Genomic DNA, 16,052 nt, shown 5'->3' with positions numbered 1-16,052 from the left:
CACAAAGGAGAGTGTTAAATGATGCGGGCTGTGCTTCTCTGCGTGGTGCTGGCGACGCTTTTGCCGAGATACGCGGAAGCTGCGGAACGCGTCTGGCGCTTAGGTGTGCTCTCGCTCCCCAACCGTGGCGCTATCCGATCTGTCACGCTGCCCTATTTGGCGACCCGCGGCTTCGTCGAAGGCCGCAATCTAGTTGTCGATTTTCGCGTAGGTACGGAGGAGCAAATGCCAGCACTGGCGCAGGCCGTGGTTGGCGAAAAACCCGATGTCATTATTGCCTCTTCCGATTGGTCGGTCCATGCTGCTCGCGCAGCAACGAGCACAATTCCGATTGTCGCCGCACCAATGGGCGCAGACCCAGTCCGCGCCGGTGTTGCCGAGAGTTGGGCGCATCCGGGCGGCAACGTCACGGGCGTTTGCCTGATCGCCCCGGAACTTGAGGTCAAGCGGCTGTCCCTGCTTCATGAGGCCTTGCCGTCAGTGCATCGAATTGCGGTGATCTCCGCTCATCGTAAGATCGTGGAAGCCGGCTTCGCGCCCTTGCGCAAGGCTGCTGCCCAAACCGGACTGGAACTGGTCGAAATCTGGGTCGAGAGCCCGAACGAGTATGCAGCCGCGTTTGATGCGATGCTCAGTTCTGACGTGGAAGCCCTCATGATCGAGCCTACCCCGGAGCTGAACCGCGACCTTGAAAAACTCGGCGCGCTTGCGGTGAAAGCCGGATTGCCGACGATTGGAGGCTCCCGCGAGGCCGCTCAAGGCGGGCTTCTGATCGGCTATGGCCCGAGCATTGCAGAACTTGAGCAACAGGCGGCAAGCTATGTGGAGCGCCTGTTCAATGGCGCGGAAGCGGCCGATTTACCGTTTCAAGGTCCCACCCATCTCAACTTCGCCGTCAACATGAGGACAGCCAAGAAGCTTGGCCTCACCATCCCGCCGTCTTTGCTCGTGAGCGTCGACGAGGTGATTGAATGAGTCTGCAACGAAGTGGGGCACCTCTCGTTGAGTCCGCTCAGCGCGGAAAAGCGGACTAGATTTGGTCTCGTTGAGTTCTTCGCCATTTGACCGGATTATGGTCCGGCCGCGCGTTGCAAGAAGATTTCGACGACCTGGCGGTGAAGCGGTCTTGCATCAATGTATCCGGCCTCTGTTTGGAGCGTTGCTCCGGACCATCATGGATATCAGCGCGCATGCGATCTGATTAGCGGTCAGGCCTCGACCGGGCCGTTCGGGTCACCAGTGTTCGGATGCGCCGAGAAGACCGATCCTCCATACTCGTCTTATCTTCTCGCAGACCTCGGCGGGTAAGATTACATCGTCGATGGGTCTCTCCTCATTTCATGGCTGTTCCTTTGTTCGCGCCTGGCGGTTGTTCCTTCGTCCCGGCGTGCGCGGCAGAACGGGCCGCGCGGAAGGGGCCGTCAAGGCTGGCCGTCGCACAGGCTTACCTCTTGCTTCCATGCTGCCAGGTCACGTCTTGACGGCCCCGAGCACGGCGCGAGGATCAGGCTGGGCGGTACGCCATCGCATCGGTCTTGTCGCATGCGAAGGCGCGCCACTTGTTGAGAACCGCCCATGCGATGCCGGCGAGCTTGTTGGCCAGCGCAATGGCAGCTCACTCGCCGCGAACTACCTCGGGTTCGTTCAGCTTGAGTCAATCAGGCTATGGCTTCGCGCTAACGAGTCCACGCCCTTAACACGGAGGAAGCTATGGCGGGCAAGCCGAAAAAGGACGAGGACCGGCGGCATGCGGAAAAGCCGCCGGCGGATCACACCGAACAGCGGCAGACGGCGGCGGAAGATACCACCCAGGGCGTGCCGCCTTACAAGGATTAAGCCGTGGTGATCGAGCGCGTTGTGCGAGATCGGGCTGTCAATCGGCTCGATCCTGAATACTTCGGGCGGTGGCGCGCCTACTATCGCAACTTCGTCGAGCAATACGTCGCACGCGCGATGTCATGGCCTGACGCCCACAATGCGCTGATCTCCCTCGGCTACCGGGATCAAGCGCTCGAGATCGAGTTACTCGAATTAGACAAGGCCCGCGCCCGCAAGGGCACGGCTGTTGGTCCCTCACGGCTGCCGAGCTTTGCACAGATGGCGGTGTTCGCCTTACCGAAGTTCAAGCTCTCCGATCGCAAGGGCCGCGATTTCCGCCGGGTCACGGACACTGTTTTGTGCAATCTTGATGACCTTCCTCGCGATCATTTCCGTTAGCGGATCGTCACCATCCTTCACGCAAAGGGTATGGAGCGCTTGCTTGTAAGCCGCCCTGATGCGGCTGACCATTTCGGGCTCCATCGCGGCGTCTCGAACTAATCGGTGAATAATGCCCATCTCTTGACCGGGGGTTCGGCATCGTCTCCCTCCCACCTGAGACGAACCATAAACGCTTCCCCCGAACGGAGTTCACCGAGAGAAGCAATGCTAGAACGTGAAATTTAGTGGTTCCCAGCGAAATGGTAAAGCCACGGGGGAAAGCCCCGGCATCCCGCCTTACAAGGACTGACAAGGCTCGGGCGCCCGGCGATGATCGTGATTGGTGCGCTCCACTTCTGCATTGCGGTGTCGGATCTTCGACAAGTCGGGAACTGAAACACAGCGGTTTCAGAGGATCGTACTGTTCTAAAATGAGTTCTCTGATTGGCGCGGCACTTGCTTGCCCTGCTATCGAACCGAGGACTGCTCGCGGCGCGGAGATCCACAACAAAGCAAATGGAGCACTTAAAATGGCAATCCAGCAGCTGACGAACCAAGTTGATGACAATCCTGGGCCAGGATATCAGCCGCCTTGGGATTTCCTGCTCGTCGACACGAATACAGGCGTGGGAGGGAAGTACATTTACATCGGTTATACTCTTGGTGACCGTAATCCGGTGACGTCTGTCGATTTCATTGCATATGACGAAGCGCAAAGGAATCCGCCTCCCGGTTGGCATTGGACCGGTCAAGATCTGAAAGAAGGAGCAGGTGGGAGGTTCATCTACATGGTCTGGAAAAACGACGAGTCGGGCAAGCAACCCATCACAGCCCTGCAACTGCTTCCGACCCAGCAATCCAAACCGCCGGCTATCAGCGGGTATGAACCGATCAATCAAGACCTAAATCAAGGTGCCGGAGGCCCCTACATTTGGCCGTATTACAGCACGACCATCCCGATGCAGAAGAAGCAAGAAGCCGTACTTCTAAAGAAGTAGACGAGCGAGGGCTGCACTGGCGCCTGCGCTATCGCTATACGGCTAGCCTCGGCGTGGCGCCAACGTGCATTTGGTTCGATTGGCTAAAGCATTCAAACGATTGACGTCGGTTGATGCGCATAGCCCTTCCCCAGACAGTGCTCAGCAATCCACCGCCTATCACCAAGACCGGCTGTTCGCACAGCCTAGCGATTCTTAAGGTACTTTGAGGCCTGCCTCGTCAGGCGGGATCGCGGGATCGCCCAGTTCGCGCATATTTGGCGGTGGCGTTTTCGGCCTTTGGTTTCTCGGGCCTTTAGTTTCTCGCAAGAAAGTGGCTTTCCCGAGCCGTATATCACCCGCCCGACAGGCCTTCACTCCAGACGCAGCGGCATTGTGACCAACCAACCTTGATAGGTGCGTCGCGGGTCTCTTCGGAAATACGATGCGACGCGAAATGTAAGGCTGGCTGCGTGGGGTAAGAGAGAATGATTGATAGACGCATGCTTTGGTTCGCTCTCGGGCTCGGGGGCTGTGTCGGACTTGCTCTATGGCTGGTTTTGACCGGCGGGCTGGCTGGTAAGGGCGATGGCGCCCGTGCGGATGACAACCCTCAGATCGACAAGGTTAGATCAACTTGGCGAGCGCAGGATGGTGAGACGGCGGAGGAAATCTTTGCCAAGGTGTCGACGGTAGCCCACTTCATTCCCAGGGGATGGGAGGTTGGCCGAAAGACGGACGCTGGCGAGCCCGTTGTCTTTTCATGGGCGAAACACCGGTCGGATAAAACCAAGGACGAATATACGGTCACTTGGGAGGTCGCACCCGATGGCACAATGAAACTTGTGGCTCCGCATGCGAAACCGATGGAACTAGGCTGGCAAGCGTTCGCACTCTCTCTTGTTGCTGACGAGGTAGCGAACAACGAAAGACGCGCAAACCGTCGCTTTCTGCATGATCCCGCTAACTTCAACTTCGTGACGACGGCGCAAGGCAAGCTGGGCGATCTTCTGCGGCGTGGCCGTTGCACTATCGGCGATCCTGTTGAAGTGTACAACTCGCCGAAAATAGACGAGCAGCAAACCGCCGAGGGTGACCTGTGGCACGTCGAGCTTTCGGTCGACTGCAATATTGCCGGACCTAGTTATTTTACCCGTGACGGAATCATCATTTTCGAGAAGCGAGAAGGGCAGGATTGGGAGCCGCAATCCTTCTTTGCCAAGCTTATCGCCACGTCTGCACCCGGCTCTTGGTTTGAGCTTGCAAACCCGAAGGACCAGGAAGCATTGGAGCCAGCCCGAAAGACATTGGCAAAATGAACGCAGCAAACAAGCTTGCGGCGCGGGCCGTCAATTATGGACTATGACACCGACTTGGTACGTCACGTTTGAGCGCAAGCGCGGCGTCCTGCCCAAGCAGCGCAGCCCCCGCGAGACGAAGACTTTTGCGACCGAGGCAGAAGCCAAGGCGTTCACGCGGTTGATGCTTGAAGAAGGCTTGGCGATCTTCGCAGGCACAATCAATCCTCACTTACCCAAACGGCTCATTCCGTCTTCAGGCATCCATTCTTGGCTTGAGGATGAACCGGAGTAAGAGCGACGGCGTCAGCTCGTGGCCCCTTTTGCGACGAAATCCGCCTGTCGCCTGAATGGCGGTTGTGAGCGGTGGACGGGACCCTAATAGAGACCGGGCAAAACCGTCGCGATTGACCCTATAGGCGACTTCAGACTTCAGCCTCTTAAGTCGCGAAAGCGCCGCAATATTCCTGTTGTAACCGCCCTTTGGGCTCGCATAGAGCCAACTATGTCAGCTCTCGCGCGATTTGCACTTGCGCTCCTCCTGGCGACTGTGATGTCCGCCTTTGTGCCCTTTGTGGGTGTTAAACGGACACCTTCGATTTGAGGGAAAGTAGTTTCTCGATGAGCGCGGCGGTCAGCAGCGTGGCGTGGCCGTCGGGCGCGATGGACGTAAATGATCGCGCGGCGCGTGAAGGCGGCCGGATCGTTCTCGATCTCGCGCACGGCATGCATCGCGGCGAGTACGGTGGGCCGCTTCTCGATGCGGTATTGGCCACTCCCGAGGAACAGCGAAGCGGTGAAGTGATCCGCCTTGCGGATCGCCTCGACCGCGGGCCTCGATCTCGGTCAGCGTCATCGGCCGCCCCGAGCGATAGCGCTACGCGCAGGCGAGCGAGATGTATTTCGGGACCGGCTGCTTGCCGCTTTCCCAACCAGCCCATGCGCCGCGCGAGCAACCGATCGCGTCGGTGGCTAGGCGCCGGGAATTGTCAAACCGCTGGAAGCGAAGTTTTCCTGAAAGAAGTGATGCAAGGCCCCGGCGCAATCCGGGCCTTTTTCTCGTCGTCGCGAGCCGCGCCTATCGCGTGCCGCTGACAGGATCGGGCTCGATGGCGATAGCGAACGCGCGCTGCTCGCTCTGCGTCACCGGAGCGTCGCGCGATCCAGAGCGGATTTTGAGGAAGGCAATCGCCTTCAGGAAATTTTCGCACGGTCGACCCTTGACCAGGTCGTTGTAGAAAGCACCATCACTTGAGATTTGAAAGCTGATGTTGGCTGCATCCCACTCTGGCGGCATGGTTAGGCGAATAATGCTGCCAGCGCTGCAGTCCACACCGTCGGACAACGCTTCGCCCGCTGCGATGATCGGGCCGTTCAGAATCTCGAGTGCCATGGCTCGTCTCTTTACTTTCGTTGCAGAACGCAGCTCTGCAGCATCGCGTCCTTGCGCTCGATTGATTTGCCAACCTCGTGCAGCGTGAAGGCAAAGCCCGCCAGCACGATGACGTTGACCAGGACCAGTGCAAGGACGAGCGGCTGAGTGCGCAGGCTCTCAACGATGTTGTTGGCGAGTCGTCTGAACATATCGGATCTTCTCGACCATAAACGGAGCGGCGCTTGTCACGCGCTCCCTTCCTCCCAATGCGGCAAAGGTCGCGAAAACTCGTGAACGCGAACATAGTGATACGGTTCGAGCGCGTTGTTGACGTCAAAGGAGCGGCTCTCTGGCTTCGGCGCTTTCGGGGCATGGCGGACATCAACCAGCCGACAATTCCCGCTGAATCCGTCGAAAATGAATCCGTCGAAAATGATGTGGTGGACGACGCCCGCTCCCGGCATCGAATGTGCCAAAAGGGTGATCGTTGAACAACAAATCACCGGAGGGGGGCGTCCGCATGCAGGTAAGCAACATTGGCATTGATCTCGCCAAGAACGTGTTCCAAGTGCACGGCGTGGATAGCGCGGGCAAGGTCGTCATCACCCGTCAGTTGCGGCGCAAGCAGGTCATCGATTTCCTTAGGAAGATTCCTGCTTGCCTGGTCGGTATGGAGGCCTGCGGAACCGCCCATCATTGGGCGCGTGAAGTCTCCAAGCTCGGTCACACCGTGCGTCTGATGCCGCCGAGCTACGTGAAGGGCTATGTCAAACGGTCGAAAAACGATGCTGCCGACGCAGCCGCCATCTGCGAGGCCGTGACACGCCCATCGATGCGGTTCGTGCCGATCAAGTCGGCCGATCAGCAAGCCTTGCTGATGTTGCATCGAACGCGTGATCTTTTAATCCGCCAGCGCACGCAGCTGATCAATGCGCTCCGAGCCCACCTTGCCGAGTTCGGCCTGGTGGCCGAGATGGGACGCGAAGGTCTCGCGCAGCTTGCCGCGATCATCACAGACGAGAGCAATCGCGAAGCCCTTCCATCCGCGATGAAACAGGCGCTGCAGGCCATTGTCGATCAACTCGCTGCTCTGGAATCGCAGATCGGGGCTCTGGATCGCGCAATTCACACCCATCATCGTGCCAACGACATGAGCTGCCGCCTCGAGACCGTGCCTGGGATAGGCGTGATCGGGGCTACGGCCATCGCTTCCACTGTCTCAGACCCGAGTGGCTTCAAATCCGGTCGGGATTTTGCCGCATGGATCGGACTTGTGCCGCGGCAGCACTCGACGGGTGGCAAGGAGCGGCTCGGCGGCATCTCCAAGCAGGGAGATCGCTATCTTCGACGGTTGCTCGTCATCGGTGCAACAGCCGTTGTTCAACACGCCCGGCGGCATCCGCAAAAGCATCCCTGGGTCATGAGGCTACTGGCCAGGAAGCCGGCCAAGCTCGTCGCCGTTGCCGTTGCCAACAAGATGGCGCGCATCGCTTGGGCGATCATGGCCAAAGGAGGACGCTATCGAGCGCCGGAGCTCGCTGCAACCGCCTGAAGAGGCTTGGCAATGGGAGCGTGAGGCGACGGCGGAGCAAGACAATCGAATTGCGAGGGTGATGATGACGTGATGCGAAACGGTCGAGCCGTCGATTGGGACAACCCGCTTCTGGGTCATGGGCATAAAGCCCGTGAAAATGATTGGGACCCGATCCGCGGACTACATCAGGGCCAGCGGTCATACTGCCGCGCAAACAGGCCGGACACATGACTTGCACCCGACCGCAAGCCGAACGTCAGATTCTTCTTGCAACGCGGGCGTCGTCCACACATGACCCATATGAGCGACGAATCGCCGGTTTGAAAGTTAGTGCTTGCAGGCATTCCGACTGGCCGCGTATCTTGAAACTGTGGCATGCCCCGCGCGAGATCGGTCAGAACGACGAACATGGCGCTTCCAATTGACCCCGACCACATTAACGAACGCGATTTGCAAAGCTTGGTGGACAATGGAGTGGCCGAAGGAATTCTCTTTGACTACAAAGCCGCACTTTATGGTGCCTCCGATTCGGAGAAGAAGGAATTTCTGAAAGACGTCTCTTCCTTCGCGAATACTGCCGGGGGGCACATTATCATTGGGATGACAGAGAATTGCGGTGTGCCAACCGGTGTGATCGGAGTGCAAGGCGACCTCGATCAGGAAAAGCAAAGGCTCGAAAGCCTGCTCCGCGATCGCATGGAGCCCAGAATTGTCGGTGTACGGATGCGGGCTGTTACATTGGGTAATGGTCAGCGTGCGCTAGTCATAAGGGTCCCTAAGAGCTGGAACCAGCCGCATGCCGTCGTACACAATCAGTCACGGCTAATCTTCGCAAGGAATTCCGCTGGGGCGCATATGGCTAGCGTTGATGAAATGCGATCGATGTTTCTAGCAGGCGCAACTCTGCTAGACCGAGCACGCGAGCTTCATCGAGAGCGAATGCAAGAGGTCCACTCTGCAGATGGCCCTGGTCCGCTTCCGTTCGGTGGAGAGGGCGGCCGGGTACTTCTGCACGTAATTCCATTTTCGGCGTTCAGTTCGGAAGGCGTTTTGGATCTAGGTCTTCTTGAGCGCGAGTATCTGCCGCCGATCTTCTGTTCTGGATATAATATCGGATACAATGCTGACGGGTTCTACACCACTAGCGGCGACCCAACCAATGGCCTATCGGGCTACGTCCAGGCATTTCGAAGCGGAATCATCGAATCGGCCGCGGGCGACGTGCGCACACCCTCAGATGGAGCCTTTCTTCTTTACGCGGTTAACTTTGAAAACGAAATCTCGCAGAAAATCGAAGATTATATGACCGTACTCTCGCACGCGGGCGTAGTTCCACCAATGCTCATCGTATTAAGCGGCGTTCGCATGCATGGAACAACCGTCGTGGGCGAAAGTCGGCAGTCCGCACAGTTGCCGGTGCGAAAGAGTGACCTGCTTTTTCCCGCGGTATCGATCGAGGCCTACGGCCCGAAGAAGGATTACTGCCGAGCCCTCAAGCCGCTCTTTGACACTATCTGGAATGCGGCTGGTTCGCCCAATTCGCCTAGCTATGGTCCTGGCGGTAAATGGGCGTAATTTTTACCGAACGTATCGGCCGTGAGAATTGACAGCACAGCGGGCTCGAAGACTAAAGAGATCGTCGCTCCTCAGCTTGTTGACCCGAACCGACATCTGCCACATCCGCGTCCATTCGGGCGCGAGCGGTTGGCTTCCTCTCGCGCCGGATAATTCTGGAGTTGGCCCCATCGCGTAAATTCGTTGCTTCGCAGCAACCGCGTCGTTTTAGAAGCAAAGCGGACATGACCGAAATTTATGACTCGAACCCTCGGTACAAAAAACAACCGGCGTCCGTTGACCGAAGCCGGTTGATCCAAGTCTCTGTGCTAGATGAAACCACGGCCTCGACCCGAGAACGCTGGGCTCTGGCATCGAGCTGTGCTGCAATCGAGCGCAGGCTCGGACTCGGTCGTCAACGTAAATTTCTGGCGAGCCACTCATTCCAGTCGAGCGTCGAATCGCCGATGCGCTGCTGTTTGAAGCGGCTGGCCAGCGTCCTGCGGGCTGCTTTCGAGAGCTGCTGATACAGCGAGCGAAGCTCGACCACCGTCTCCCGGCGGTTTCGCTTGACCAGATTGCTATCCGTCTCGCGACGTCTAAGCTTTCCGATCAATCCAATCGGCCCAACCGGTGCAAGCCCTTCGCCGCGTAGGAGCGCGGTCGCCTGCTTCTCCAACTCTCTGCGCTTGAGCTGCTGGTTGATTGTCATCTGGGCAACCGACTGGCCCGCTCGCCGTCGCGCGACGAATGGACCCGATTTTTCGCAGCGTCAACGTAAATTTCAATCAAGCGGTTCCCGTCGGCGGCGGATACATCAGCCAAATTGCGTTTCGCTGCAATCGAGACCTCCCAACGTAATCAGCCGCTTGGTGGTAGCCTCCGCAGGATTCATACTCCATATTGTGAGCCACAGCATGCAGTTTTGATGTCACCGCAATCAGGTGGCCACATCAGCATCACGGCGGCAAAACAATCAGGTGAGGCTTGCACAGAGAACGTCAGCCGATCGCTTCGGCATGCCGTGCGGGTTTTGCCGACATTCCTTGCCGAAAGAAGAGAGAACCGGCCTACCAAGTCCCATAGTTGTTGGCCGCGAGAACGAAGCGTAGAGACGAGCCCGGAGATGGCGCATGTTCTACGTTTACAAGTTCGCGCGCATGCCCCGGCCGGGCCAATGGGCCTTTGCGTCGCAGCACTCGAAGTTAGAAGACGCCGAAGCAGCAGCGCGCAAGCTTTGCCCACAAGGTTTTGACGTCTGCACGGAACCGAGCACCGAACTGCGACGCGGCTTCTTCGGTTCCGTGCAGGGGCTTAATTGGTCCGCAATGATCGCGCGGGAGAGACTCGGGTAGAGGGATGAATACTGACCGGGGCGCTCATCGTTGCCATCTCCTTGCTTCAATGGGATGAGCATCGCGGACTTGCAGGGGCCGTCATGCTAGGCGGGCTCGGGATGTTCCCAACGCCATTTCGGTCTGCCAGTTCTACATACTCCGCAACAATAAGGGCCGCGTGGGACAGGCTTGGCTGCGACCGGCTACACGGTTCCCTGCAAGACTAACGGCCCTTGCCGCGTGCGGCCTTCGCGTCTCGATGAGCAAACAAGCAAACGGGTGGCCTGCATCTAACCGAGCAGGATCTTCGTGTGAACGCCGATCAACTCTCTGTGGCGACGCCCGCAACGTCACCCGGGCAGGACGCCGCGCCAGGTTTACGGATTCGCGCTCTGATGCTGGGCGACCGCATTAACGCGGCGGGCCTGGAGATCGGAACGCTGGTGTCATCGACGCCCGTCGCGGTCCGCATCCATGCTGGACTCGCCGTGATCTTCCGCTACGGCATCGTTGTGCTGATCGGCCTCTTGCCCTCCGAAGAGAAGGTTTTGATCGACAGCTTGAGGCCGCGCGTGATCGGCGAATTCAGCCCCTACGAGGAAGAGACCGCGCAGGCGCAGCTCTGCAACGATGAAAGCTCTGAGACGATCCAGCCGGGCGGGCCAATCTGCATCGCCAAATTCTCGGACGACCGGCTGCTCCTGATCGCCGACGCGATCGCCAAGAGCACGGCGCTTGCCCGCGACGAGCGCCGCGTCGCCGCCGTCTTCGACGTCATCGAGCCCTTTGCGCGTGAGCTCGCCCAGCGCGGCCGCACGCCACGCCGACGCAAGGGAATCCTGCAACTGATTGGTAACGTGCTGCTGGTGCAGCAGGGCGTCGCGGGCCGTGTTGCGGTCGCGGAGAAGCCCGACGTGCTCTGGGAGAGGCCGGGGCTCGACCGTCTCTATCAGCGTCTGGAGGACGAATATGAGCTGCAGGAGCGTCTCGACACGCTCGAGCGCAAGCTCAAGGCGATTTCCGAGACTGGAAACGCGCTAACGGATATTATCGACACGCAACGCTCGCTTCGGCTGGAGGTTGCCGTGGTTGTGCTCATCCTAATCGAGGTCGTGATCGGCTGTATCCAGATCCTCACTGGAACTCACTAATGATTGCGTTCGCTCATGCGCTGAATCACGAAGTCCTCAGCATCTACGAGCATGACGGTCGCGGATACAACAACAGGACCAGGTCCGCGTAACCGGGGACGTAGCAAACGGTTACAAGAGTGCCACATCGCCGGTGCACTACCGACAGTCACTCTGACAGTGGATATCTAACCCATCTTGCTAATTAAGCGGGTCCCGAAGATGAGCTATCGCTCTTGCGGAGCCTCCAATTCAGTTTCGATCCGAGCATACGTTTGGGTAATATGGTGCGTGGTAAGCTGGAAACCCTGCGCTCTCGCCTCTTGAATGTCTGCCAACCGACCATCACGGGGTAATGTAAGGCGAGAACTGATATTGAAGTGAGGATACCGTCCTTTGATCCGCGGGTGAATTTCGGCCGCAACTTCCACGTCCGCAGATGAAATGTATCTGCCGCCCCATCTTTCGATGATCTGTTTAATTGGGTACGCTCGCTTCAACGCTCCTTTGGTCGTGGTTTGCGCATCGAGCCATTCGTAGGCGATCCTGATGCAGTCGTCATGTTCGTGGACATTGTTCTGTCGCTGATAGCGGACGTGCTTTTTGGCTTCGGCGATTTGCTGGGCGGTGAGCATGCGATCGAAAATCCTTTAGTCGGTTCGATGAGGCAGGGTAAGGCTCGATCCACGCCCTTGGTCATTCCATGCAATAATCCTAACTATGCAGTGAGTTGTGTGGCGCGGCATTCGGCGATGAGCACGTCCGCCCCTGTCCTGTCGGGATCATCGCGAAGAATTCAAGCCTCCAGAACCCCTCACTTCAGCATTGTCGCATCAGTTGCTTTTGTCACGGTCAACGGCTCAAAGATTAGCATCGACGCATAGTATCCGAATTCGCGGCGCGCTCAGCCTCTTCGACGACTTTACGCAGGGCCGTTTCGGAGAGCCTCCACCCGAAGTCGGTAAACCTGCCTTCCGCGAAATACTCAAAACAGACTCGGAACGTCAAGACACGGCCAACGACCGTATGGGCCTGCAATCCCACCTCGCTCAACCGATGTCGGAGAAACTCTACCTGCTTGTGGCTGCCGATATCGACAAGGTCAGCACCGTCGAACATCAAAAACGCCGCCATGCCAGCGATGTCGACTTGTACTTCTGAGTCCTGTTTTTCGGACCAATCGCTAATGATCATCGGTGGCGTCATTGGCTGGTCCAAAGTCGGCCTCTGTTCCGACCCAGCCACGCCGCAACTTCACGTTCAATCATCGTCATCCGTCAGGGTATCGACAGCGCAAGCCAAGGTCATTTTGCCAACGCCTTCCGCGCCGCCTCGAACGCTTCCTGATCTTTCGGTTCCGCAAAATCAAACAAAGATTCTGGGGCATAGGTCGCGATACGCTTGGCTAGGAACGATTGCGGCTCCCAATCTTGCCCCTCGCGCTTCTCGAAAGCGATGACATCGCGGGTAGAATGACCAGCCCCCTGAACATCGCAGTCGACCGAAAGCTGAACGCGCCACAAGCCGTCCTTGACCGTTTGTTGCTCGTCCAGCATCGGCAAGTAGTCCATCTTAACACCATCGCCAATAATGCAACGACCGCGCCGTAGAAGATCGCCCAGCTTGCCTTGCGCTGTCGTCACGAAGTTAAAGTTAGCGGGATCAAGTAGAAAGCGCCGGTTCACTCCCGTTTCGTTGCTTGTGGCCTCGTCAGCAAGAAGTGAGAGTGCGAACGCCCGCCAGCCTAACTCCATCGGTTTTGCAGACGGCGTCACAAGTGTCACGGTGCCATCGCGTCCCACCTCCCAGGTCACCGTAGAGTCGTCCTCTGCTTTATCAGTCCGGTGTCTGGCCCACAAAAGCACAACCGGCTCGCCTGCGTCGGTCTTTCGGCCACGCTCCCATCCTTTGGGAACAAAGTGTGCGACCTTCGCGACCCTGGCGAAGATTTGCTCCGCCGTCTCGCCATCCTGCGCTCGCCAAGTTGATTTAACCTTGTCGATTAGGGCGTCGCCCGCACCGACACCATCATTCTTACCGGCCAGCCCGCCGGGCAAAACCCGCCATAGACCAAGGCCGAGACAAAGCCCGAGACCGATGCCGGACCAAAGTCCGCGCCTTGCAGTCATTTTTTCTACTACCTCACGCAACCGGTCGCTAATCTCCGCGTCGGATCGTATCCCCCAAAGAGATCCGCGACGCACCTCTCAGAATTGGTCGGTCACCATGCCACCGGCGTCTGGAATGAAGGCCCGTCCGGTGGGCCATTTACGGCTCGGGAAGGCCACTTCTCCCAGCGAGAAACCAAAGGCCGAAAACGCAGTCGCGAAATAAGCGCGAACTGGGCGGTCCCGCGTACCCGCGCAGGCTCGTCGCATCGGTAGGCCCCGGTGATCAACGACGACACCGCGCGGTCGTCGATGACGCGCACATATCCCCTGTTGAAATCACACCGCCGGAGTCTGCACGCGACACCGCACGGAAGAATGCAATGCTGCGCAAGGCCTGCCCCGCACATTTAGCGCGCGAGCGGCCACTGTCGGGCGCTGGCTGCGCCGACTGGCGGTATTGAGACCAATGTCAGCAACTTGACGCTACACACCGCTACGAAGAGGGCTGCAGAGCCTGCGAACTCACTCGGTACGCGGTTTGCTTTGTTCACGGCATCATCACCAACCGCAGTGCGATGGTCTTCGGGACGAACTTGGCGCGCGTCGCTGTTAGCCTCTGGTCCGCCCCAACGATTTGCTGCGGCGATAACAACTTAAGGGCGCTCGGTTGTGGACCGAGAAAATTCAGGGAAGTGTTGGATGCGATCTAGAGTTCTTCTCTTGGTAGCCGGTACAATTGGGCTCGTTGCAAGGGGTGCAGCGAATGCAGCAGGCCTTGCGCCAGAAGTGAAACTGCCTGCTGTTGTGTGGAGCTGGTCGGGAGGCTATATTGGCGGGCACGTCGGCGGCGGCCACGGCCGAACCTCCTTCAGCAATCCGTACGGTCCGTCAATTTATGGGGGCGTCGTCGATACCCCAGTGTTTCTCGCAGGCGGCCAGATCGGCTACAACTGGCAGAAGGACGGCTGGGTGTTTGGCGTCGAACTCGATGCAAGCGGGGCTGTCTCCGAGGGCACAAATACTTGCCTCGCGGCGTCCGGCTTTGTCGTGAGCGCAAACTGCCAGGCTGGTCCCAACGTCTTTGCCACCGGGACCGGTCGCGTCGGTTACGCGTTTGGCGCGCTGGGCCACACGCTGGCCTATCTCAAGGGAGGCGTTGCCTGGCAAAACAATCGCGGCGACGTCGTCAACAATTTTGAAAACGGGGGGCCACAGGGGAAAACCCATTTCGACTATGGCCGGGTCGGTGGTACCATCGGGCTAGGCGTCGAGCAAGCGCTTACCCCTGCATGGTCGGTCAAAGTCGAGTATGACTATCTGCATGTCCGCGGCCCGAGTGTCGCGACCCCTCCGACGGTGCAAAATCCACCGTTCGCAATTCTGCCAGCGAACACAACGAGCCTGTCCAGCGACTATCACGTCGGAAAGATCGGATTGAACTACCATTTTGGCGCCGCCCCTTGGGCGACACAATGGTCCGATGCGCCGCTGTACGCGAAAGCGCCTGCCGGCACGCCGCCGATTGCTTACGCGGCCGGCTGGTCGTTTGAAGGCGGACCGCGGCTTTGGCTCAGCCGCGGACGATTCCAATGGAACGTTGGCGCTGTGCCAACAGATCCTAACATTCTTATATCAAGGCTCACCTACCACGGCCTCGACGGGCTTTCCGGGGAAGCATTTGGTCGTGTTGACAGCCCGCGGGGAGTATTCCTGAAGGGCAATATTGGCCTCGGACGCTTCAACAAAGGAAACATAAACAATGAAGATTGGGGCATTCCGGGGGGGACGGGGCCGCTGTCCTATGTCAACAATATATCCGGCCAGGCAAACGGGAGGTTCACCTATTACACGGCCGATGCCGGTTACGATTTCTTGCGCGGCGCCAACTACAAGGTCGGCGGATTTATCGGCTGGACCTACTACGAACAGAGTTCCGACTCGAGGGGGTGTGTACAGATCGCCAACCCGGCGATGAGATGCTTGCCACCCGGCGACGACAGGGTCGTTGGCAGCCAGAATACTCAGTGGAATGCACCTCGGCTCGGCCTCAGCGCCGAAACCATGCTCACCGAGCGTTGGCGTTTGAGCACGGACGTCGCTTATCTGCCCTGGATCGATTTCAGAGGGCGTGACCATCATCTCTTTCGCCCGACAACCACCTTCGATGAACAACGTGGGAATGGAGGCGGGGGCGTCCAGATTGAAGGCGTGTTGTCCTACTTCATCACCAAGAATTTCAGCGTCGGCGTCGGCGGGCGCTACTGGGCAATGTGGACCAACAAGGACAGCAAAACAACATGCACAGGCTGTATTGGCGTGGGAATCACTGGAACTCAGTTTTCGAAATTCAGCATGGAGCGCTGGGGTACGTTCTTTCAGGCGTCCTATAGGTTCGATTGAAAAGATTAGCCAACATCCAGGGCCTGTTAGTGCCATCCTGACGCTTTGGTATTGACATCGACACCGACCCCGGCGCCAGTTTGGCGCCGAGTAAATTGGCATGTGGGGAACCTCATCCGAGCCACAAGCTGGATTCC

The 16,052-nt window shown here is 58.3% G+C and carries 17 protein-coding genes; 11 read left to right on the top strand and 6 right to left on the bottom strand.

Annotated elements, in window-relative coordinates:
* The first annotated feature begins 18 nt into the window (after window positions 1–18).
* From NLM33_RS13715 to NLM33_RS13695, 6 genes are all read left to right on the top strand, one after another.
* On the top strand, window positions 19–975 hold the full coding sequence (locus NLM33_RS13715; RefSeq protein WP_254096571.1) for an ABC transporter substrate-binding protein: 957 nt from the start codon (window positions 19–21) through the stop codon (window positions 973–975).
* A 735-nt stretch (window positions 976–1,710) separates the two neighbouring features.
* Complete coding sequence (locus NLM33_RS49250; protein ID WP_256570526.1) at window positions 1,711–1,836, top strand: hypothetical protein; 126 nt, start codon at window positions 1,711–1,713, stop codon at window positions 1,834–1,836.
* Between the two features lie 3 nt (window positions 1,837–1,839).
* Complete coding sequence (locus NLM33_RS13710) at window positions 1,840–2,217, top strand: hypothetical protein (RefSeq protein ID WP_254096570.1); 378 nt, start codon at window positions 1,840–1,842, stop codon at window positions 2,215–2,217.
* A 512-nt stretch (window positions 2,218–2,729) separates the two neighbouring features.
* Window positions 2,730–3,197, top strand: a complete 468-nt coding sequence (locus NLM33_RS13705; RefSeq protein WP_254096569.1) for a hypothetical protein — start codon at window positions 2,730–2,732, stop codon at window positions 3,195–3,197.
* A gap of 467 nt (window positions 3,198–3,664) precedes the next feature.
* On the top strand, window positions 3,665–4,495 hold the full coding sequence (locus NLM33_RS13700) for a nodulate formation efficiency C protein (RefSeq protein WP_254096568.1): 831 nt from the start codon (window positions 3,665–3,667) through the stop codon (window positions 4,493–4,495).
* Between the two features lie 43 nt (window positions 4,496–4,538).
* A complete protein-coding gene (locus tag NLM33_RS13695) occupies window positions 4,539–4,769 on the top strand; it encodes a hypothetical protein (RefSeq protein ID WP_254096567.1) in 231 nt (76 codons plus the stop codon).
* A 783-nt stretch (window positions 4,770–5,552) separates the two neighbouring features.
* Here NLM33_RS13695 and NLM33_RS13690 read toward each other — a convergent pair.
* Both NLM33_RS13690 and NLM33_RS13685 read right to left on the bottom strand, forming a co-directional pair.
* The gene (locus NLM33_RS13690) at window positions 5,553–5,867 is read right to left on the bottom strand and encodes a hypothetical protein (protein WP_254096566.1); all 315 of its coding nucleotides are present in this window, start codon (window positions 5,865–5,867) and stop codon (window positions 5,553–5,555) included.
* Window positions 5,868–5,878: 11 nt separating this feature from the next.
* Complete coding sequence (locus tag NLM33_RS13685; protein ID WP_254096565.1) at window positions 5,879–6,058, bottom strand: hypothetical protein; 180 nt, start codon at window positions 6,056–6,058, stop codon at window positions 5,879–5,881.
* A gap of 311 nt (window positions 6,059–6,369) precedes the next feature.
* Here NLM33_RS13685 and NLM33_RS13680 point away from each other — a divergent pair, with 311 nt between their 5' ends.
* Both NLM33_RS13680 and NLM33_RS13675 read left to right on the top strand, forming a co-directional pair.
* Window positions 6,370–7,401, top strand: coding sequence for an IS110 family transposase (locus tag NLM33_RS13680; protein ID WP_254096564.1), 1,032 nt, complete (start codon window positions 6,370–6,372; stop codon window positions 7,399–7,401).
* A gap of 390 nt (window positions 7,402–7,791) precedes the next feature.
* Window positions 7,792–8,958 carry a helix-turn-helix domain-containing protein gene (locus NLM33_RS13675; RefSeq protein ID WP_254096563.1) on the top strand — a complete coding sequence of 389 codons (1,167 nt, stop codon included), beginning with the start codon at window positions 7,792–7,794 and terminating at the stop codon, window positions 8,956–8,958.
* Window positions 8,959–9,352: 394 nt separating this feature from the next.
* Here NLM33_RS13675 and NLM33_RS13670 read toward each other — a convergent pair whose 3' ends face one another.
* On the bottom strand, window positions 9,353–9,616 hold the full coding sequence (locus NLM33_RS13670) for a hypothetical protein (protein WP_254096562.1): 264 nt from the start codon (window positions 9,614–9,616) through the stop codon (window positions 9,353–9,355).
* Window positions 9,617–10,070: 454 nt separating this feature from the next.
* Here NLM33_RS13670 and NLM33_RS13665 point away from each other — a divergent pair, with 454 nt between their 5' ends.
* Entirely contained in the window at window positions 10,071–10,292 is a 222-nt protein-coding gene (locus NLM33_RS13665; protein WP_254096561.1) for a hypothetical protein, read from the top strand.
* 293 nt (window positions 10,293–10,585) lie between these two features.
* A complete protein-coding gene (locus tag NLM33_RS13660) occupies window positions 10,586–11,425 on the top strand; it encodes an RMD1 family protein (protein ID WP_254096560.1) in 840 nt (279 codons plus the stop codon).
* 206 nt (window positions 11,426–11,631) lie between these two features.
* Here NLM33_RS13660 and NLM33_RS13655 read toward each other — a convergent pair whose 3' ends face one another.
* From NLM33_RS13655 to NLM33_RS13645, 3 genes are all read right to left on the bottom strand, one after another.
* The gene (locus tag NLM33_RS13655; protein ID WP_254096559.1) at window positions 11,632–12,039 is read right to left on the bottom strand and encodes a hypothetical protein; all 408 of its coding nucleotides are present in this window, start codon (window positions 12,037–12,039) and stop codon (window positions 11,632–11,634) included.
* A gap of 232 nt (window positions 12,040–12,271) precedes the next feature.
* Window positions 12,272–12,610 (bottom strand): hypothetical protein, encoded by a 339-nt coding sequence (locus NLM33_RS13650; RefSeq protein WP_254096558.1) that lies wholly within the window; start codon window positions 12,608–12,610, stop codon window positions 12,272–12,274.
* A 98-nt stretch (window positions 12,611–12,708) separates the two neighbouring features.
* On the bottom strand, window positions 12,709–13,533 hold the full coding sequence (locus NLM33_RS13645; protein WP_254096557.1) for a nodulate formation efficiency C protein: 825 nt from the start codon (window positions 13,531–13,533) through the stop codon (window positions 12,709–12,711).
* Between the two features lie 768 nt (window positions 13,534–14,301).
* On the opposite strand from NLM33_RS13645, the gene NLM33_RS13640 reads away from it, so the two are divergent.
* A complete protein-coding gene (locus tag NLM33_RS13640) occupies window positions 14,302–15,915 on the top strand; it encodes an outer membrane beta-barrel protein (protein ID WP_254096556.1) in 1,614 nt (537 codons plus the stop codon).
* The last annotated feature ends 137 nt before the right edge of the window (window positions 15,916–16,052 follow it).

The sequence above is a fragment of the Bradyrhizobium sp. CCGUVB1N3 genome, assembly GCF_024199925.1.
Lineage (GTDB): Bacteria > Pseudomonadota > Alphaproteobacteria > Rhizobiales > Xanthobacteraceae > Bradyrhizobium.
This window is presented reverse-complemented; position numbering and strand designations above follow the sequence as displayed.